This is a genomic window from Comamonas terrigena NBRC 13299 (assembly GCF_006740045.1).
GTDB lineage: Bacteria > Pseudomonadota > Gammaproteobacteria > Burkholderiales > Burkholderiaceae_C > Comamonas > Comamonas terrigena.
The window spans coordinates 1,836,813-1,854,238 of record NZ_AP019749.1 but is presented as its reverse complement, the minus strand read 5'-3'; the positions used below and the strand labels follow the sequence as shown (position 1 = coordinate 1,854,238).

The window sequence follows — 17,426 nt, the reverse complement described above, 5'->3', positions numbered from 1 at the left end:
TCACTCCAAGGCAAGGCGCAGCGCCGCACCAATGGCCCACGGCCCTGCCAGCAGGGCCAGGCACAGAAAAGCGCCCAGCAGGTTCAGCGCAGGCGCCGCACTCAGCCCCTGCTGGGCCTGGGCCACCGCATGGCTGCCAAAAATCAGAACGGGGATGGACAGCGGCAGCACCACCAGCACCAGCAGCAACTGCCCGCGCAACCCCAAGGTCAGTGCAGCGCCCAAGGCCGCCAGCAGGTACAGGCTGGGGGTGCCCAGCGCCAGGGACGCCAGCAGCACAGCGATCACCGCGCCGTCGAGCCCGTACTGCCAGCCCAGCAGCGGCGCCACCAACAGCAAGGGGGCTACGCCCAGCAGCCAATGCGCCGCCACCTTGGCCAGCACCAGCAGTGGCAGCGGCTGGGGCGCCAGCAGCCACTGCTCCAGCGAGCCATCGGCCCAGTCGCCTTCAAACAACCGGTGCTGGCCCAACAGCACGGCCAGCAAGGCGGCCACCCACATCACACCAGGCGCAATCTGCTGCAGCAAGTTGGCGTCCGGCCCCAGCGCCAGCGGAAAAAGGCTGCCCACCAGCACAAAGAACAGCAGTCCGCCCAGCGCATCGGCCGGGCGCCGGGAGGCCAGGCGCAGCTCGCGCCCCAAAACCGCGGCTAGCATGGCACTGCCTCCTGCACCAGAGCCGGGGCACGCTCTGCTGCCGCAGACAGCGAGAGGGTCTGGGTGTGCTGCGGCGGCAGCGCCAGGCCGCGGTGGCAGACCACCACCGCCAGCCCTCCGGCATCCAGATGCTGGTCCAGCATCTGCACCAGACGCTGGCAGCCTTCGCCATCCAGGGAATTGTCCGGTTCGTCCAGCAGCCACAGCGGCCGCTGGCTGAGCCAGACGCGGGCCAGTGCCAGCCTGCGCCGCTGCCCCTGGGACAGCCGGCCCAGGGGGCGCGACACCATATCCTGCAGAGCCAGCTGCTGCAGCACCTGCTGCACCTGACCGGTATCCCAAGGGACCTCCGCCAGGGTCAGCGCAAAGCGCAGATTCTCCAGCCCGGTCAAGGTGTCGCTCATGCCGCTGTGGTGGCCCAGATAGGCCAGACGCTGCGCATACGCCGCATCGGTGGGTTTCAAGGTGTGCCCACACCACTGCAGCTGCCCGGCCCGCCAGGGCAGCAGTCCTGCCAGGCTGCGCAGCAGGCTGCTCTTGCCCGCTCCATTGGCGCCATTCACCACCAGGGCCTGCCCGCGCTCCAGCACAAAGCCGAGGTCGCGGAACAGCACCTTGCCGCCGCGCAGACACCCCAGACCCGAGACCGCCAGCGATACCGGTCGATCCGGGGCTGCGGCGCCGTCTCCTGCCATCCCCACTACTTCGCTTGCGCCACCGGTGTGGCGGCCATGGGAACCACCTGGCCCGGGGTGTCGTTGCCCGGTCCCTGCCCCGGTGGAATGTGCGGCAGCTTGTGGGCAATACCCTTGTGGCAGTCGATGCAGGTCTTTTCCTTGCTCGCCAGGTAGGTCGCGTGCATGTTCTGCGCGCGCAGGCTCTGGCGGGTGAAGTCCATGGAGTCGTAGTTGTGGCAGTTGCGGCACTCCAGTGAATCATTGGCCTTCAGACGCGCCCATTCATGCTGCGCCAGCTCCAGGCGCTTTTCCTGGAATTTTTCCGGCGTGTCGATGGTGCCGAAGATCTTGCCCCAGACTTCCTTGGACGCCTGCATCTTGCGGGCCATCTTGTCGGTCCAGTCATGCGGCACATGGCAGTTGGAACACACGGCCCGCACACCGGAGCGGTTGGTGTAGTGGATGGTGCTCTTCAGCTCGGCATACACGTTGTCGCGCATTTCATGGCAGCTGGTACAGAATTTCTCGGTGTTGGTGAACTCCATGGCGGTATTGAAGGCACCCCAGAACAGGATGCCGCCAATAAAGCCCCCGATGGTCAGAAACCCCAGGCTGAAGTGCACGCTGGGGCGGCGGATGACCGCCCAGTAGCGCTTGAGAAGTGTCAACATGATGGTTCTCTTGTGCTGCACAAGGCAGCGTCAGTTTTTCTGGGTGGCCTGTGCGCCCGACTGCGACCGCATGGACTTCAGGATCAGGGCGTCCACATCCATGAAGGTGTTGTTCACCAGCGGGCGGACTGCATCCTGGCTCACATGGCACTGCATGCAGAAGTAGCGGCGCGTGGAGACCTGGCCCAGCATGTGGCCGTCGCGGTCCATGTAGTGCGTCACCGACACCGGCACCGCCTGCGAGACTTCCGCCTTGGTGCGCGAATGGCAGTCCATGCACTTGTTGAAGTTCTTGTCCACCTGGTAGCCATCCACCCGGTGCGGAATGGTCGGCGGCTGCCAGGTGTAGTTGCGCGTGCGGCGCACATCGTCATTGATGGCATTGCCCAGCACCGGAGGCTTGGTGGTCTCCATGATGGGCGCGGGGCCGCGTGCAGCGTCCGTGAAAGGGCGTGCCACTGGCTGTGCCAGGGCGGCTCCCATGCACAGCATCAGAAAAAGAGTACGAATGAAGTTCATGATCCACACTCCTGCCATCAAACCTTGGTGATCTTGACGGCACATTTTTTGAAGTCCGTCTGCAGCGAGATCGGGTCCGTCGCATCCAGCGTCACCTTGTTGATCAGCTGGCTGGCATCAAACCAGGGCACATAGACCAGCCCGCGCGGCGGCTTGTTGCGGCCACGGGTTTCCACCCGCGAGCGCATGGCGCCACGGCGCGATGCGATCTCCACCTCGCTGCCCCGGCGCAGGCCCAGCGCCTTCGCATCCTCGGGATGCATGTAGCACAGGGCATTGGGCACGGCACGGTGCAGCTCGGGCACGCGGCGGGTCATCGAACCCGAATGCCAGTGCTCCAGCACACGGCCGGTCGACAGCCAGAACGGGAACTCCTTGTCCGGTGACTCGGCGGCCGGCTCGTACGGCAGGGCAAAGATATTGGCCTTGTTGTCCACGTTGCCGTAGAACTGGTAGCCCGTGCCGGCCTTCACATAGGGATCGGAGCCTTCGCGGTAGCGCCAGCGGGTTTCCTTGCCATCCACCACAGGCCAGCGCAGGCCGCGCACCTTGTGGTACTCGTCAAACGGCGCCAGATCATGGCCATGTCCACGGCCAAAGGCCGCGTACTCTTCGAACAGGCCTTTTTGCACATAGAAGCCGAAGTGGGCCGATTCTTCGTTGTCGTAGGCCTTGTCCATGTCCGTGAGCGGGAACTTGTCCACCTGGCCATTGCGGAACAGCACTTCGTACATGGTCTTGCCGCGGTAGGCGGGCTTCTTGGCCAGCAGCTCCTCGGGCCAGACTTCCTCGATCTTGAAGCGCTTGGAGAACTCCATCAGCTGCCACAGGTCCGAATGGGCTTCCCCCGGCGCCTTCACCAGCTGGTGCCAGAAGTGGGTGCGGCGCTCGGCATTGCCGTAGGCACCCTCTTTTTCCACCCACATGGCGGTAGGCAGAATCAGGTCGGCGGCCACGGCTGTCACCGTGGGATAGGCATCCGAGACCACAATGAAGTTCTCGGGGTTGCGGTAGCCGGGGTAGCCTTCCTGGGCCAGGTTGGCACCGGCCTGGATGTTGTTGTTCACCATCACCCAGTAGGCATTGAGCTTGCCGTCCTTGAGCATGCGGTTTTGCAGCACGGCGTGGTAGCCCGGCTTGCCCGGGATGGTGCCTTCCGGCAGCTTCCACATCGCTTCGGCCATGGCGCGGTGCTTGGGGTTGGTCACCACCATGTCCGCCGGCAGACGGTGCGAGAACGTGCCCACTTCCCGTGCGGTGCCGCAGGCCGAAGGCTGGCCCGTCAGCGAGAACGGGCTGTTGCCGGGCGTGGCGATCTTGCCGGTCAGCAGGTGGATGTTGTAGACCATGTTGTTGGCCCAGACACCGCGGGTGTGCTGGTTGAAACCCATGGTCCAGAAGGACACCACCTTGGTCTTGGGGTCTGCGTACAACTCGGCCAGCGCTTTCAGCCGGTTCGCGGGCACGCCGGTCAGCTCGGTCGTGTACTCCAGCGTGTACTTGGAGACGTACTTCGCGTACTCCTCATAGGTCATCGGCTTGGCGCCATTCGGATCGTCCGCGTTCTTGGCCGCTTTCTGCAGCGGATGCTCGGGACGCAGGCCATAGCCGATGTCGGTATTGCCCAGCTTGAAATTGCAGTGCTTGGAGACGAAATCCTGGTTCACACGCCCGGTGGCGATGATGTGGTTGGCGATGTAGTTCAGGATCGCCAGATCGGTCTGGGGCTTGAACGTCAGCTCGATATCGGCCAGCTCGTAAGAGCGGTGCTCGAAGGTCGACAGCACGGCCACCTTGACGTCCGGGCTGCTCAGGCGGCGGTCGGTCACGCGGGTCCAGAGCACCGGGTGCATTTCCGCCATGTTCGAGCCCCACAGCACAAAGGCCGTGGCCTGCTCGATATCGTCATAGCAGCCCATGGGCTCGTCCATGCCGAAGGTGCGCATGAAGCCCGCCACCGCGGACGCCATGCAGTGGCGCGCATTGGGGTCGATATTGTTGGAGCGGAAACCCGCCTTGAACAGCTTGGAGGCGGCATAGCCTTCCCACACCGTCCACTGGCCCGAGCCGAACATGCCCACCCCCGAAGGACCCTGCTTCTTCAGCGCCTTCTTGAACTGCTCGGCCATCACGTCGAAGGCCTTGTCCCAGGACACGGGCTGGAATTCGCCGTCCTTGGCATACACGCCATTTTTCATGCGCAGCAGCGGCTTGGTCAGCCGGTCTTCGCCGTACATGATCTTGGACAGGAAGTAACCCTTGACACAGTTGAGCCCCCGGTTCACCTCGGCTTCCGGGTCGCCCTGCGTGGCCACCACGCGGTTGTCCTTGACGGCCACCATCACACCGCAGCCTGTGCCGCAGAAGCGGCATGGGGCCTTGGACCATGTCAGCTGCGCGCCACCGGCCTGCGGCACGGTTCCCTGCGAAATGGCTTGAATGGGAATGCCGGCCACGGCACCTGCGGCCGCGGCGGCAGATTGACGAACGAAGTCACGCCTTGTGCTGCTCATGCTTTACCTCTTGATGGAGTGATTGCCATGCCTCGGCATGCTGGTAGACCAGAGAGACGTTGATCACGCCCTCCAGGTGTTGGATGGTGGAAACACGGTCTAGGACGGAAGCGGCGCTGGGCCCTTCCAGGGTGACGACCAGCTTGCCGCTGGGGTGGGTGCCGTGAAGCACCAGCCCGTCGACACCGGTCACCGCCTGCGCCACCCCCGTCAACGACGCGGGCGCCACATGCACGACCAGGCTGGCGATATGCAGTTCATCGCTCATGCATCACTCCCCATCAGGCGTGGGGAGGGCCGGCGAACATTTGGTAGAACCAGACGAGAAAACCGTAGGTCACGATGATGGCACCCGTAATGACGGGGGCCATGACCACGGTCAGGAACGCAAAACTGCGCAGTTCCTCTTGGCGGGTAGAGGGGGATTGAGGGTCGGCCATAAGGACTCCCGTGGGTATGGCACCGAGGTGCCTTGTAGGTCGCGCCAAATGCGTGCCAGCCCTTACGGGCGGGGTCAGCAGTTCAGCGCAACGGGTTTTTATTCATGCGCCCATATTATTTTTGATGGTACGCCAAGTACTTGATGAAAATCAAACGCCATGCACCATCTTGGTGTTGCCCTGCCGCATTTCGCACCAATTCGAAGCATTTCCACCCGGCAACTGGCCCGCCACGCGCCCACTCGCGCCATACCGCAGCCAGCTAACGCCATCGGCGCTACAGTGCAGCCATGCCTGAGACCGCTGCCATCCCTGTTTCCCCTGCCTCCTCCGCTTCCACTTCCGCTGGATCGCCTGATTCGGCCGCGCCCTCCACGCCCTGGTGGACTGTCCACATCGATGGCAGCGCCCTGCCCAACCCTGGCCGCATGGCGCTGGGAGCGGTCTTGGTCAGCCCTGCCGGGGCCTGCCACACCGTGTCCCAGGACACCCACCGCACCGGCTGCAACAACGAGGCCGAGGTACTGGCCCTGCTGGCCGCACTGGCAGTGCTGCGCACCCAGCAGGCCCAGCATGCGCGTGTCTACAGCGACAGCAGCATCCTGGTAGAACAGCTCACCCTGGCCAAGCCCAAACCCGTGGTGCGCCTGACACCGCTGTATGACCAGGCACGTGCCGCCGTGCGGCAGTTTGCGGGCGTGACCTTGCACTGGGTGCCGCGCCACCGCAACCAGCAAGCCGATGCCCTGGCCCGCGCGGCCTTGCAGCTCCCGGGGGCCGTGCCTGCCCCCCTGGCCGTCAAACGCAAGCCGTAAGGCTTATCAAGCAGCCTGCGCCCCATCTGTTCGCCTGCCGTCGTTGGCAGGCGGCTTTGCAGGAGCCGCGGCGGGATCGGCAGGGGCGGTGCCAGCCATCGTTGCCGTCCTCGCGGTGCTGGCAGTGCTGCCACCAGCACCGTCAGCGCCCACATCCGGCGCCGCCGCCCGCACCGTGCCTGCTTCGGCCTCGTTACGCTCCTCCGTCAGCCGGGTGCCGCAACGCCGGCAAAAGCGGGCATCGTCCTCATGGCGCGCCTCACCGCAGGTCTCGCAGTGCAGCGGCCGGCGGCAGGGCTTGGTGCCGAAGCCGCGCGACAGCTCCACGCCCACAATGCCGGTGGGTACGGCCAGAATGCTCCAGCCCACCAGCATCATCGCGGAGGCAAAGATCTTGCCCAGCGGCGTGGACGGCGTGACATCGCCATAGCCCACGGTGGTCACGGTGGAAATGGCCCAGTACATGCCCATGGGCATGCTGGTAAAGCCATGCTCGGGACCTTCGATCACAAAGATCAGCGCGCCCATCACGAACACGATCACCGCCACCACGCTGAGGAACACAAAGATCTTGCGTGCGCTGTGCTTCAGCGCCCGGCCCAGCATGAAGTAGTCCTCCAGAAAGCCGCGCAGGATGGGAAACACATGGAAGGTGCGCACCAGCCGCAGCGCCCGGATGGCGCCCAGGAACTGGTATTCCGGATGGAACAGCGACAGGTAGCCGGGAATGATGGCCAGCAGGTCCACCAGCCCGTAGAAGCTCAGCACATAGCGCCATGGCCGGCGCACGGAAATCAGCCGCAGCCCGTATTCCACCGTGAACGCCAGCGTGAACAGCCACTCCAGCGTGCGCAGCCCGTACACCACCCAGCCCTGGGCAATCGACGGAATGCTGTGCGCAATCACCACGCACAGGCTTAGCACAATGGCCACGGTCAGCCGCTTTTCAAAGCGTTTGCCCATGGGCGTGTTGGTCTCGAATACCGTGCGGTAGATGCTCTGGCGCCAGCGCGCTACCGGCACCCCCAGGCGCTCGGCCGAGGGGTATTTATCGTGGAAAAAGTCGATCAGAAAATCCAGCCAGCGCATGGGTCACCATCAGGTGGAGCGCATGACCGGCTGCTGGCGTGCGGCACGCCCCGCCTGCCCAAACCCCACGGCTGGTCGCACGCCCCTGAAAATAAAGCGGCCTGTGCCATCCATCCAGGCTTTCACCGGCAAAACCGCCAGAATCACAGCTGCAAGGGCACAAGTTGCTCACATTTTGCCTAATCTCACCTGTGCCATGCCTGGCATAACCGGCAAAACCCCGCCCTGTCGCCGCCATCCACCGCTGTGCGCCCTTCGACCGCCACTGGCTGCGTGGCATGGGATGGCAGCAAACGAAACACCCCGCCAGAAGCGGGGTGTGGTGTCAGCGGTGCGCATGCACCGCCGCAGGGGACTCCGGGCCTTAGGGACGGATCACGACCTGCGGACTGATCACGATCGCACCGGGTGGCGCTGCCGGATACACCATGACGGGCGGCGGCGGGCGGTGGTAGACCATGGGCTGCGCCTGGCACTTGCGCTTTTCCTTGAACTCGCCGTTGCGCTTCCACTTGCGCTCCACCTTGCAGTGGCCGTCCCAGAATTCTTCCCTGTAGCTGCCGCCTTTGTGCTTGTGGCGGTGGCCATGGTCGTCATGGTCCGCCAGCACCGACAACGGGAGCGCACACAACAAGGCCGGCAACAGCCAGCGGGGAGCCAGAGAAAAAATCATTGTTCGGAACCAGAAAAACAGAACGCGCAAGCCTACTGGAATGCCACCCGATCAGGTGTTTCCAATCATCACAGCACCTCGGCCGCAGCTCAGCAGTTGCCCTTCTTGGCCTGACCGGGCGGGCAGAAGTCCCGGTCGTTTCCACGGCCATGGTCATGGCCATAGCCCGGGTACACCACACAGCCCGACAACAGGGCCACCACAGACAACATCGCACACCATTTTTTCATCGCACAGCTCCTTCGCAAAGCGTGGGAAGTCTAGAAAGTTTGCACCGCCAGCAATGGAAAGTTCTGTAAGAAATTGTCCGCCGCACCGCCCTGCCCCATAGCCCGCAGCACCTGCACGCCTTGCATGCCCACTCGGTTGGCACACCGCCGCCAGCACGCTGAAATGCCAATCAGCTCCCTGCTGACAAGCAGACACCCTGTCTACCTCACATGACGCCTTCCGCCGCCACCGATAGTGAACAGACGAACCCACCGTGCCTTCCCCAGCCAGGAGACCGCCCATGACCGACGCTGATGCTGCACGCCTGGAATCCCATGCACCACCACCCGTCCTGGCGCCCTTGCCGGAACCGCTGCCGCCGGAAGAGGTGCTGCAGTTGCTGGCCCAGCAGTCCCCGCTGGGCGAACACAGCGTGGACGCGTTCTGAACCCTCCGCTGGCGCAGTTCCGCCACACCACCTAGCAGCAGCTGCTAGAATTTGCACACCAGCTTCAAGCGCTGGTCGCCCGAGTTATGACTATTGCAGGGGCGTTACCAACTGCTAAAACGTTGAGCCGCGCACTCCTCCCCGCACGTAGCAGACGTTTCAACAGTCTGCGGGGAAACAGGAGTCCACATGGCAATCACCCCAACCACCGTATGCGCGCAACTGGATGCCACCATCCAGTCTTTGGGGGCAGACCAGCACCACCTGCTGATCACCAGCGTCATCCCCAGCGCGCGGCGTCCGGAACACCAGGTTCGCTACAGCAGCGACCTGACCACCGCAGAACTGCGCCGTCTGCGCGATGTGATCGACCAGGCGCTGACGCAGGCAGCCTGAGCCTGTGCAACCCGAAGTCGGCATCCTTGTGCGCACCAGGTCAGCCCTACACAACTGCGTGCCGCTGACCCGTATGGTGGCTACGTTCTGCGCTGGTCGATGGCGGAGGCTCTTCTACCTTTGTTGAATCCAGCGCAGCGACGGCATGCCGCCATGAGGGCTGCCCGCAAGCAGCAGCCCTGGAGGCGCATGCATGGCAAACGGTACGTCCGTGGCCAAGCAAAATCCCAGCCACGCCGGTCAACCGCAAAACGCTAATCCATCCTGAACTGCGGACAAACCATTCGATTCATGTCGATCCGAATGCTCTGATCGGGCCGCGAGCAGACAAGAGAACCGGCGTGCTGTGCAGGTAAGATAAAACAAAATGTTTCAATCAGGGAGGAAATAAAATGTTTTGCACCCACTGCGGCACCGCACTGCCTGCGCAAGCGCAATTCTGCCAAGCCTGCGGCAAGGCAGTGGCCGCTTCGGCAGCCTCGCCGAATTGGCTAGATGCACAGGTAAACAAGCCCACCACCTTCAGTACGCCTGAATCTTTTTCTTCTTCAAAGATCCCAACAACCGAGGAAACAGACGTCAATCAAGTGCGACCATGGGTTCGGTTCTTTGCGCGGATCTTCGACATATGGTTATGGTCATTTACTATCGGAGTTCTATGGGGGATATTTTCTCCCCAACTACCTATCACAAAGGAAAATGAATACGCAATTGGTCTGCTTGCACTATTCACGTGGGTTTTTGTAGAACCGTTCTGCCTGTCCACATTTGGCACCACGCCAGGCAAGTTCCTGCTCAAGACCCGGTTGATCTACAACGGCCCCCATGCCCTTACCTACGGTCAGGCGTTGAAACGCAGCGTCAAAGTCTGGTGGCGAGGCTTGGCCGCAGGATTCCCTTTTATCAACTTGGGTACATTGATTTACGCCTATAGGATGCTTCGCGCGAACGGTCGGACCACCTGGGATGCGGAAGAAGGATTCAAGGTATCCCACGGGCGGATTGGGACAGGGCGCAGCCTGCTCGTGGTTGCTCTTTTTATCGTTTTTCTTGCAGTGATTGTTGTAGGTTCGATTCCAGATAACTGACTATATTGCTCTACGCCTCTCCGACAACGGCGAGCAACAGGTCCGGCAACGCGTCCAAAACTCCATGGACAAACTGCTTTTGATGCATGCCCTACCAAGGGCTCCATAAAAAAAAGCCCGCAATTGCGGGCTTTTTAATCTGCAGTGGAACGCCAGGCTCCACCAGCCAGCGGGATTATTCCCACTCGATAGTTGCAGGCGGCTTGGTGCTCACGTCATAGGTCACGCGGTTGATGCCACGCACCTCATTGATGATGCGGCCGGACACCTTCTTCAGCAGGCCATAAGGCAGTTCAGCCCAGTCGGCCGTCATGAAGTCGCTGGTCTGCACCGCACGCAGGGCCACCACGTAGTCGTAGGTGCGGCCGTCGCCCATCACGCCCACGCTCTTCACGGGCAGGAAGACGGTGAAAGCCTGGCTGGTCAGGTCGTACCAGCTCTTGCCGGTCTTTTCGTCGATCCAGTTGTTCAGCTCTTCGATGAAGATGGCATCGGCGCGGCGCAGCAGGTCCGCGTATTCCTTCTTCACCTCGCCCAGGATGCGCACACCCAGACCCGGGCCGGGGAAGGGATGGCGGTAGACCATGCCGCGCGGCAGGCCCAGGGCCACACCCAGTTCGCGCACTTCGTCCTTGAACAGGTCGCGCAGCGGCTCCAGCAGCTTCAGACCCAGCTGTTCCGGCAGGCCGCCCACATTGTGGTGGCTCTTGATGGTGACAGCCTTCTTGCTCTTGGCGCCGCCGGACTCGATCACATCGGGATAGATCGTGCCCTGGGCCAGGAAGGTTGCGCCCTTGCTGCCGGCGTTGGCCGCCTTGAGTTTGGAGGCTTCAGCCTTGAACACATCCACGAACAGGCGGCCGATGATCTTGCGCTTTTGCTCGGGCTCGGACACACCGGCCAGCTCGCCCAGGAACAGATCGGAAGCATCGACACGCACCACCTTGGCGTGCAGCTTGCCTTCGAACATGTCCATGACCATATCGCCTTCGTTCAGGCGCAGCAGGCCGTGGTCCACGAACACGCAGGTCAGCTGGTCGCCGATGGCGCGGTGGATCAGCGCCGCAGCCACCGACGAATCCACGCCGCCGGACAGACCCAGAATCACTTCCTCGTCACCCACCTGTTCACGGATCTTGGCCACCGCTTCTTCGATGTAGTCGCCCATGATCCAGTCAGCCTGCGTGCCGCAGATGTCCAGCACAAAGCGATTGAGCAGCGCCTGGCCTTGCACGGTGTGCGTGACTTCGGGGTGGAACTGCACGGCGTAGTAACGGCGTGCTTCGTCGGCCATGCCGGCGATGGGGCAGCTGGGGGTCGAGGCCATGACCTTGAAGCCGGGAGGCAGCTCGGTGACCTTGTCGCCGTGGCTCATCCAGACCTTGAGCATGCCGTGGCCTTCGGGCGTGACGAAGTCTTCGATGCCCTTGAGCAGTTCGGTGTGGCCATGGGCGCGCACTTCGGCGTAACCGAATTCGCGGCTGTTGCTGCCTTCGACCTTGCCGCCCAGCTGGGTGGCCATGGTCTGCATGCCGTAGCAAATGCCCAGCACGGGCAGGCCCAGCTCGAACACGGCGTCCGGTGCGCGGTCGTCCACTTCGTACACGGAAGCATGGCTGCCGGACAGGATGATGCCCTTGAGCTTGCCGTCGGCGGCGAATTCGCGCACCCAGTCGCTGCTCACATCGCAGGGGTGGACTTCGCAGTAGACATGGGCTTCGCGCACGCGGCGAGCAATCAGCTGCGTGACCTGAGAGCCGAAGTCCAGAATGAGGATCTTGTCGTGTTGCATGGTGATCAAGGGCAAGAGGGTGACAAAAAGGGGCTAGAAATCTTCGGGCGCCAGCAGCGTGACGCCGCTTTTGCGGGCGGCAGCCATCTGGGCGGCATCTAATGTGGCAAGTGGCAGGCGCAGCGACTGCGCCAGCCACAGATAGGCGGCATCGTAGGTGGGCAAGCCCGTGTCCAGCGCCACATCCAGCACGGCTTTGTGCTGGGCGGGCGCCAACTCGTGCAGCTCCACCCGGTGGCGTATGGCTTCCAGCACGCCCCATAGGCCTTCGACAGACCCATGCGGAATGCGGCCATTATTCACACCCGAGGCGATCAGATTGCCGCATTCCCACTGCCAGAGGTTGGGGGCTTGCGGATCGACCTCATCGCGGCGGATGCGGGTGTACAGGCGCTCGGTGTGGCGGCTGGCATGCTCGGGCAGCAGCCAGGCGGCGGTAACGGAGGCATCCAGAATGAAAGCACTCATGCCACGCTCCGTCCGGTCTGGCGCAGAGGGGCAGCTTCATCCGCCGCCGTGGCTGGGCGGATGGAGCGCTGCAGCGCCTGGATCTGCTCCAGCTCGCGGGCGATCTGCTCATCGGTGATCACCGGCTTGCGGCGCACCGGCAGCATGCGCACCACTTCCTTGCCGTGGCGCGTGATGCGCACTTCCTCGCCCTGCTCGACCAGTTCGATCAAGGCAGAGAAACGGGTCTTGGCTTCGTAGATGCCGACGGATTGCATAAAAGTGGTTGCGCAAAAAGAAAAATCTGGCCTGACGTTGGAGTCAGACCAGATTTTAGCATTCAGACCAGAATTTGCAATCTGGTCAGATTGGGCAGAACTCAGTCCGCGCGGTAGTTCGGCGCTTCCTTGGTGATCTGCACATCGTGCACATGGGATTCACGGATGCCGGCCGCCGTGATTTCCACAAACTCGGCGCGTTCGTTCATCTCGGCAATCGTGGCGCAACCGCAGTAGCCCATGGAGGCGCGCACGCCGCCGGCCATCTGGTAGACGATGGAAACCATGGAGCCCTTGTAGGGCACGCGGCCTTCGATGCCCTCGGGTACCAGCTTGTCGGCATTGGGGTTGCCGGTGGAGGATTCCTGGAAGTAGCGGTCGGCCGAGCCTTGCTGCATGGCACCGATCGAGCCCATGCCACGGTAGCTCTTGTACGAGCGGCCCTGGTACAGGATCACTTCGCCTGGAGCCTCTTCGGTACCGGCGAACATGCCGCCCATCATGATGGTGGAGGCACCAGCAGCCAGCGCCTTGGCGATGTCACCCGAGAAACGGATACCACCGTCACCGATCAGCGGCACGCCCGTGCCCTTCAGGGCCTGGGCCACGTTGTCGATGGCCATGATCTGGGGCACACCCACACCTGCCACGATACGGGTGGTGCAGATGGAGCCTGGGCCGATACCAACCTTCACGCCATCGGCACCGGCTTCCACCAGTGCCAGCGCAGCCGCGCCGGTGGCAATATTGCCGCCGATCACGTCCACCTGAGGGTAGTGCTGCTTGACCCAGCGCACGCGGTCAATCACGCCCTTGGAGTGGCCGTGTGCCGTGTCTACCACCAGCGCATCCACACCGGCCTTGACCAGCAGTTCCACGCGCTCTTCGGTGCCAGCACCCACGCCCACGGCAGCGGCCACACGCAGGCGGCCGGCGGAGTCACGCGCCGCATTGGGGAAGGTGGTCTGCTTGTTGATGTCCTTGACCGTGATCAGACCCTTGAGCTCAAAGGCATCGTTCACCACCAGGATACGCTCGAGCTTGTGCTTGTTCAGCAGCGCCTTGGCCTGAGCCGGGGTGGTGCCGTCTTTTTCATTGACGGTGATGAGCTTTTCACGCGGCGTCATGATCTCGCGGACCTTGACGTCGTAGCGCGTTTCGAAACGCACATCGCGGCTGGTCACAATGCCGACCACCTTGCCGCCGTCGCACACGGGGAAACCGGAGATACCGCGCTCTTCCGACAGCTGCAGCACTTGCAGCACGGTGTGATTGGGGGTGATCACCACGGGATCGTGCACCACACCGGATTCGTGGCGTTTGACCTTGGACACTTCGGCGGCTTGCTGCTCGGCCGTCATGTTCTTGTGGATCACGCCAATGCCGCCTTCCTGGGCAATGGCAATCGCCAGACGCGCTTCTGTCACAGTGTCCATCGCGGCCGAAACCAGGGGCAGGTTCAGCGTGATGTTGCGCGTGAATTGGGTGGAGAGGGAAACGTCCTTGGGCAGGACTTCAGAGAATGCGGGAACCAGCAGAACGTCGTCGAACGTCAGTGCTTTACCGAGAAGGCGCATGTGAAAGCTCCAAAAGAAAGATTGTACCTGCCCTTCGATTCCCTTTGCCAACGGATGGCCCCAGTCCCCATGCATGGCACACCCTGAACTGCCCTGCCCTACACGCCCGCGGCCGACTTCTGCTAGTGCGGCGCGGCGCCCATTACGACACAGCACGTCCACATGACTTATGCAAGAACACACCATGCACCCGGCCCGATGCGGGGCCACACCGAAGCCTGGGGACGTGCCGTTCTAAAGTTGAAGGATGGCTCAAGAGATCGTGGAAGGCCATGCCACCCGCCTACAAGAATCAGGCACGGCGCGCACCTGGCGCACGGCCTCATCAAGCGATCAGTAGCCTGCCTTGCTGTTCGCCCGGCGCTTGGCAAACAGCCCGGAGCGGCGTGCGCCCTGCTGGGCAAAGCGTTCGCGGCGCGCCACCTTGGGGTCCACTGTCAAGGGGCGGTAGAGCTCCACCCGGTCCCCGGAATGCAGCAGGGTGGCGGCATCGCACACCCGCCCCCAGATGCCGCAAGCCTGCCCTTCCTGCCAAGCCAGGCCAGCCGCCTGCAGGGCGTCGGCCACGGTGGCGGGCGCAGGCAGTTGCAGGCAGTGCTCCTGCACTTCGCCCGGCGCGGGCGAATGGCATACCCACACCGCCAGCTCCGCCGGGGGCGGCGCGACCGCCTCAGATGGGGAATGCTCAGCCATACACGGCTTCGGCACGCTTGATGAAGGCATCCACCATGGAATTGGCGATGCGGTCGAACACCGGCCCGACCAGCGCCGCCAGCGGCGCGGAGTCAAAACCGTAATCCAGTTGCAGCTCGACCTTGCAAGCGCGCTGGCTGCCATCACCTACGGGGTGGAAGATCCAGCGCCCTTCCAGCCGCGAGAACGGCCCTTTGATCAGCCGCATGGCCACGCTGTGGCCTGCTTCGTGTGTGTTGCGGGTGATGAAGGACTTCTTGAGTCCGCCCAGGGACATGCCCACCTCGGCCGTCATGCCCGTGGCGTCCTGCTCCAGCACCTGGGTGTGGGAGCACCATGGCAAAAACTCCGGATAGCGCGCCACATCGGTAACGAGGGCGTACATTTCAGCAGGGCTGTACCAGATCAGGACGGATTTGTGGACGTTTTTCATCAGAGCGCTGCAGGGCCCTGGCGCCCACCGGGAATGATTTCCCTGGCGGCACGACAGACCGTGCGAAACTAGAATTGCATCTTGCGGCAAAGCGCCCATTGTAGAGAGAGCCCTGCTGGCACGGGGCGCACCGTATCAAAGACCCATGGCAACGAAAAAAACCGAAACACCCTCGCGCATTGCAGACAACAAGAAAGCGGCTTTCAATTACTTCTTCGAAGAGCGCTACGAAGCCGGCGTGGTGCTGCACGGCTGGGAGGTCAAGGCCCTGCGCGAAGGCAAGGTGCAGCTGACCGATGGCTACGTCCTCATCAAGGAGGGCGAGATGTTCCTGCTGGGCTGCCAGATCAACCCACTCAAGACCGCCTCCACCCACGTCAACCCCGACGCCGCGCGCATCAAGAAGCTGCTGCTCAAGAAGAACGACATCGAGCGCCTGACGACCAAAGTCGAACAAAAAGGCTACACCCTGGTGCCCATCAACCTGCACTGGAAGAACGGCTTCGTGAAGTGCGACATCGCACTGGCCAAGGGCAAGGCCGAGCACGACAAGCGCGATGTCATCAAGGACCGCGAAGGCAAGCGCGAAGTGGAACGCGCCCTGAAAAGCCGCAACCGCTAAGGCGCACACTCACCCCGCCACAGGCCGCCTTGCGCGGCTTTTTTTGCGCCTGTGTGACAACGTGGCCGTGCATGGCGCGCGGGCTGCCGGCGCCGCATCGGGCATGGTCCAACTGCTGCTGGTGGCTGCGCAGCATCCAGCCACCAATCAGGCAGAAAAAAGCCGCACCTGGGTGCGGCCTCGGTCTGCGGCGCAGCGGCGCCCGCAGCGCCTGCCGTGCCGGCTTACGCGTCTTTCAGCATGGCCAGCGGGTGGGAGTGCGCTGGCCAGGGGCTAACAAAGAAGGCGCGCCACAGCTCCTCGCTCACCTCTTCAATGCGTGGCGGATTCCATTGCGGGTTGTGGTCCTTGTCCACCGCCAGCGCACGCACACCCTCCACGGTCTCACTCTGGCCGGGGCGCAGATAGAAGCAGTGGCGCACCATGTCGCGCTCCATGCGCAGATCGCTGGCCACATCCATGCCGCGCGCGCGGCGAATCTGCTCCAGCACCACATGCAGCATCAGGGGCGAACGCTTGCGCAGCGCCGCCGCCGTGCTCTGGGCCCATTCGCTGCCATCGGCTTCCAGCGTGTCGATGATGGCCTGCACCGTGGGCAGGGCAAACACGCGGTCGATATCGGCCGTGCTGCGCACCGTGCCCGGTGCCTGCGCCTGCGTGCGTGCCTGTGCAAAAGCCTGCACCGCCTGCCCGTCGGCAAAGGACTGGGTGGCCAGCGCCTCCCACAGCGCGCCCTGCTCTGCCGTGGGCAGGTAGGCATCGGCCAGCTTGAAGGCGATGGCATCGGCCGCGGTGATGGTGTCACCGGTCAACGCCAGCCACTCCCCCACATGACCGGGGCAGCGCGACAGGAAGTAGCCGCCGCCCACATCGGGGAACAGACCGATGACGGTCTCGGGCATGGCCATCTTGGTCTTCTCGGTCACGATGCGCAGGCTGGCGCCCTGGCTGATGCCCATGCCGCCGCCCATGACGATGCCGTCCATGAAGGCAATATAGGGCTTGGGATAGTTGAAGATCAGGTGGTTGAGGGCGTATTCCTCGGTGAAGAAGTCCTCCAGCTCGGGGTTGCCCGTGCTGCCTGCCGCATGCAGAAAGCGGATGTCCCCGCCCGCGCAGAAGTGGCCGAACACGCCTTCCTTGTGGCTGCCGCGGATCGCCACGGCCAGCACCTTGTCGTCATGCTGCCAGGCCAGCAGCTGGGCCAGCAACGCACGCACCATGCCCAGCGACAGGGCATTGATGGCCTTGGGGCGGTTCAGGGTGATAAAGCCGACCTGGCCACGCACTTCGGCCAGAACGTCTGCGGTTGTCTCTGTCATGGGGGAAATCTCTCCGTAGGGGTTCGCGGATCCGGCGCACGCCACGAGTACTACGGCTGCGCCCGG

22 protein-coding genes are annotated in these 17,426 nt (G+C 63.2%); 5 read left to right on the top strand and 17 right to left on the bottom strand.

Annotation, left to right across the window (positions count from 1 at the left end):
- Genes ccmB through napE form a run of 7 tightly spaced genes read right to left on the bottom strand, consistent with a single transcriptional unit; the run spans position 1 to position 5,477 of the window.
- Complete coding sequence (ccmB, locus tag CT3_RS08555) at positions 1-597, bottom strand: heme exporter protein CcmB (protein WP_066536098.1); 597 nt, start codon at positions 595-597, stop codon at positions 1-3.
- Positions 598-650: 53 nt separating this feature from the next.
- Entirely contained in the window at positions 651-1,352 is a 702-nt protein-coding gene (gene ccmA / locus CT3_RS08550; RefSeq protein WP_083520373.1) for a cytochrome c biogenesis heme-transporting ATPase CcmA, read from the bottom strand.
- Between the two features lie 5 nt (positions 1,353-1,357).
- Positions 1,358-2,005, bottom strand: a complete 648-nt coding sequence (locus tag CT3_RS08545; RefSeq protein WP_066534939.1) for a cytochrome c3 family protein — start codon at positions 2,003-2,005, stop codon at positions 1,358-1,360.
- A 30-nt stretch (positions 2,006-2,035) separates the two neighbouring features.
- Positions 2,036-2,524, bottom strand: coding sequence for a nitrate reductase cytochrome c-type subunit (locus CT3_RS08540; RefSeq protein ID WP_066536105.1), 489 nt, complete (start codon positions 2,522-2,524; stop codon positions 2,036-2,038).
- Positions 2,525-2,541: 17 nt separating this feature from the next.
- Entirely contained in the window at positions 2,542-5,037 is a 2,496-nt protein-coding gene (napA, locus tag CT3_RS08535) for a periplasmic nitrate reductase subunit alpha (protein ID WP_066534942.1), read from the bottom strand.
- Positions 5,018-5,305 carry a chaperone NapD gene (locus tag CT3_RS08530; protein ID WP_225608569.1) on the bottom strand — a complete coding sequence of 96 codons (288 nt, stop codon included), beginning with the start codon at positions 5,303-5,305 and terminating at the stop codon, positions 5,018-5,020. Before CT3_RS08530 ends, napA begins: the two co-directional genes overlap by 20 nt.
- Positions 5,306-5,318: 13 nt before the next feature.
- The gene (gene napE / locus CT3_RS08525; protein ID WP_066534945.1) at positions 5,319-5,477 is read right to left on the bottom strand and encodes a periplasmic nitrate reductase, NapE protein; all 159 of its coding nucleotides are present in this window, start codon (positions 5,475-5,477) and stop codon (positions 5,319-5,321) included.
- Positions 5,478-5,767: 290 nt separating this feature from the next.
- Between napE and CT3_RS08520 the strand changes: the two genes are divergently transcribed.
- The gene (locus CT3_RS08520; RefSeq protein ID WP_083520374.1) at positions 5,768-6,292 is read left to right on the top strand and encodes a ribonuclease HI family protein; all 525 of its coding nucleotides are present in this window, start codon (positions 5,768-5,770) and stop codon (positions 6,290-6,292) included.
- Between the two features lie 6 nt (positions 6,293-6,298).
- Here the strand turns inward: CT3_RS08520 and CT3_RS08515 are convergent, their stop codons facing one another.
- The 3 genes from CT3_RS08515 to CT3_RS21240 form a co-directional block, all read right to left on the bottom strand.
- Complete coding sequence (locus tag CT3_RS08515; protein WP_083520375.1) at positions 6,299-7,381, bottom strand: ion transporter; 1,083 nt, start codon at positions 7,379-7,381, stop codon at positions 6,299-6,301.
- Between the two features lie 364 nt (positions 7,382-7,745).
- Positions 7,746-8,054, bottom strand: coding sequence for a hypothetical protein (locus tag CT3_RS08510; RefSeq protein ID WP_066534954.1), 309 nt, complete (start codon positions 8,052-8,054; stop codon positions 7,746-7,748).
- An 89-nt stretch (positions 8,055-8,143) separates the two neighbouring features.
- Complete coding sequence (locus tag CT3_RS21240) at positions 8,144-8,284, bottom strand: hypothetical protein (RefSeq protein WP_172591822.1); 141 nt, start codon at positions 8,282-8,284, stop codon at positions 8,144-8,146.
- 281 nt (positions 8,285-8,565) lie between these two features.
- On the opposite strand from CT3_RS21240, the gene CT3_RS21235 reads away from it, so the two are divergent.
- The 3 genes from CT3_RS21235 to CT3_RS08500 all read left to right on the top strand — a co-directional run bounded on the left by CT3_RS21235 (position 8,566) and on the right by CT3_RS08500 (position 10,196).
- On the top strand, positions 8,566-8,712 hold the full coding sequence (locus CT3_RS21235) for a hypothetical protein (protein WP_172591823.1): 147 nt from the start codon (positions 8,566-8,568) through the stop codon (positions 8,710-8,712).
- Between the two features lie 189 nt (positions 8,713-8,901).
- Positions 8,902-9,108 carry a hypothetical protein gene (locus CT3_RS08505; protein WP_066534959.1) on the top strand — a complete coding sequence of 69 codons (207 nt, stop codon included), beginning with the start codon at positions 8,902-8,904 and terminating at the stop codon, positions 9,106-9,108.
- A gap of 392 nt (positions 9,109-9,500) precedes the next feature.
- Positions 9,501-10,196 carry an RDD family protein gene (locus tag CT3_RS08500; RefSeq protein ID WP_083520376.1) on the top strand — a complete coding sequence of 232 codons (696 nt, stop codon included), beginning with the start codon at positions 9,501-9,503 and terminating at the stop codon, positions 10,194-10,196.
- Positions 10,197-10,371: 175 nt separating this feature from the next.
- Here the strand turns inward: CT3_RS08500 and guaA are convergent, their stop codons facing one another.
- From guaA to CT3_RS08470, 6 genes are all read right to left on the bottom strand, one after another.
- Positions 10,372-11,988: a glutamine-hydrolyzing GMP synthase gene (gene guaA, locus CT3_RS08495; RefSeq protein WP_066536111.1), complete on the bottom strand. Its 1,617-nt coding sequence runs from the start codon at positions 11,986-11,988 to the stop codon at positions 10,372-10,374.
- A gap of 33 nt (positions 11,989-12,021) precedes the next feature.
- Positions 12,022-12,456: a type II toxin-antitoxin system VapC family toxin gene (locus CT3_RS08490; protein ID WP_066534962.1), complete on the bottom strand. Its 435-nt coding sequence runs from the start codon at positions 12,454-12,456 to the stop codon at positions 12,022-12,024.
- A complete protein-coding gene (locus CT3_RS08485; RefSeq protein ID WP_066534965.1) occupies positions 12,453-12,713 on the bottom strand; it encodes a type II toxin-antitoxin system Phd/YefM family antitoxin in 261 nt (86 codons plus the stop codon). Before CT3_RS08485 ends, CT3_RS08490 begins: the two co-directional genes overlap by 4 nt.
- A gap of 101 nt (positions 12,714-12,814) precedes the next feature.
- Positions 12,815-14,290, bottom strand: coding sequence for an IMP dehydrogenase (gene guaB, locus CT3_RS08480; RefSeq protein ID WP_066534967.1), 1,476 nt, complete (start codon positions 14,288-14,290; stop codon positions 12,815-12,817).
- Between the two features lie 333 nt (positions 14,291-14,623).
- Positions 14,624-14,983, bottom strand: coding sequence for an RnfH family protein (locus tag CT3_RS08475; protein WP_066534970.1), 360 nt, complete (start codon positions 14,981-14,983; stop codon positions 14,624-14,626).
- Positions 14,976-15,416: a type II toxin-antitoxin system RatA family toxin gene (locus CT3_RS08470; RefSeq protein WP_066534972.1), complete on the bottom strand. Its 441-nt coding sequence runs from the start codon at positions 15,414-15,416 to the stop codon at positions 14,976-14,978. The genes CT3_RS08475 and CT3_RS08470 overlap by 8 nt, the downstream gene beginning before the upstream one ends.
- A gap of 145 nt (positions 15,417-15,561) precedes the next feature.
- Between CT3_RS08470 and smpB the strand changes: the two genes are divergently transcribed.
- Positions 15,562-16,038 carry an SsrA-binding protein SmpB gene (gene smpB / locus CT3_RS08465; RefSeq protein ID WP_066534976.1) on the top strand — a complete coding sequence of 159 codons (477 nt, stop codon included), beginning with the start codon at positions 15,562-15,564 and terminating at the stop codon, positions 16,036-16,038.
- 224 nt (positions 16,039-16,262) lie between these two features.
- Here the strand turns inward: smpB and CT3_RS08460 are convergent, their stop codons facing one another.
- The gene (locus CT3_RS08460; protein WP_066534979.1) at positions 16,263-17,360 is read right to left on the bottom strand and encodes an enoyl-CoA hydratase/isomerase family protein; all 1,098 of its coding nucleotides are present in this window, start codon (positions 17,358-17,360) and stop codon (positions 16,263-16,265) included.
- Positions 17,361-17,426: the final 66 nt, after the last annotated feature.

Excerpts from the sequence above, each read along its gene's own strand:
- napE (WP_066534945.1), bottom strand. The coding sequence starts at position 5,477 with ATGGCCGACCCTCAATCCCCCTCTACCCGCCAAGAGGAACTGCGCAGT.
- CT3_RS08500 (WP_083520376.1), top strand. The coding sequence starts at position 9,501 with ATGTTTTGCACCCACTGCGGCACCGCACTGCCTGCGCAAGCGCAATTC.
- CT3_RS08540 (WP_066536105.1), bottom strand. The coding sequence starts at position 2,524 with ATGAACTTCATTCGTACTCTTTTTCTGATGCTGTGCATGGGAGCCGCC.
- guaB (WP_066534967.1), bottom strand. The coding sequence starts at position 14,290 with ATGCGCCTTCTCGGTAAAGCACTGACGTTCGACGACGTTCTGCTGGTT.
- guaA (WP_066536111.1), bottom strand. The coding sequence starts at position 11,988 with ATGCAACACGACAAGATCCTCATTCTGGACTTCGGCTCTCAGGTCACG.
- CT3_RS21240 (WP_172591822.1), bottom strand. The coding sequence starts at position 8,284 with ATGAAAAAATGGTGTGCGATGTTGTCTGTGGTGGCCCTGTTGTCGGGC.
- CT3_RS08485 (WP_066534965.1), bottom strand. The coding sequence starts at position 12,713 with ATGCAATCCGTCGGCATCTACGAAGCCAAGACCCGTTTCTCTGCCTTG.
- CT3_RS08505 (WP_066534959.1), top strand. The coding sequence starts at position 8,902 with ATGGCAATCACCCCAACCACCGTATGCGCGCAACTGGATGCCACCATC.
- CT3_RS08470 (WP_066534972.1), bottom strand. The coding sequence starts at position 15,416 with ATGAAAAACGTCCACAAATCCGTCCTGATCTGGTACAGCCCTGCTGAA.
- CT3_RS08530 (WP_225608569.1), bottom strand. The coding sequence starts at position 5,305 with ATGAGCGATGAACTGCATATCGCCAGCCTGGTCGTGCATGTGGCGCCC.
- CT3_RS08510 (WP_066534954.1), bottom strand. The coding sequence starts at position 8,054 with ATGATTTTTTCTCTGGCTCCCCGCTGGCTGTTGCCGGCCTTGTTGTGT.
- napA (WP_066534942.1), bottom strand. The coding sequence starts at position 5,037 with ATGAGCAGCACAAGGCGTGACTTCGTTCGTCAATCTGCCGCCGCGGCC.
- CT3_RS08520 (WP_083520374.1), top strand. The coding sequence starts at position 5,768 with ATGCCTGAGACCGCTGCCATCCCTGTTTCCCCTGCCTCCTCCGCTTCC.
- CT3_RS08545 (WP_066534939.1), bottom strand. The coding sequence starts at position 2,005 with ATGTTGACACTTCTCAAGCGCTACTGGGCGGTCATCCGCCGCCCCAGC.
- CT3_RS08460 (WP_066534979.1), bottom strand. The coding sequence starts at position 17,360 with ATGACAGAGACAACCGCAGACGTTCTGGCCGAAGTGCGTGGCCAGGTC.
- CT3_RS21235 (WP_172591823.1), top strand. The coding sequence starts at position 8,566 with ATGACCGACGCTGATGCTGCACGCCTGGAATCCCATGCACCACCACCC.
- smpB (WP_066534976.1), top strand. The coding sequence starts at position 15,562 with ATGGCAACGAAAAAAACCGAAACACCCTCGCGCATTGCAGACAACAAG.
- CT3_RS08475 (WP_066534970.1), bottom strand. The coding sequence starts at position 14,983 with ATGGCTGAGCATTCCCCATCTGAGGCGGTCGCGCCGCCCCCGGCGGAG.
- CT3_RS08515 (WP_083520375.1), bottom strand. The coding sequence starts at position 7,381 with ATGCGCTGGCTGGATTTTCTGATCGACTTTTTCCACGATAAATACCCC.
- CT3_RS08490 (WP_066534962.1), bottom strand. The coding sequence starts at position 12,456 with ATGAGTGCTTTCATTCTGGATGCCTCCGTTACCGCCGCCTGGCTGCTG.
- ccmA (WP_083520373.1), bottom strand. The coding sequence starts at position 1,352 with ATGGCAGGAGACGGCGCCGCAGCCCCGGATCGACCGGTATCGCTGGCG.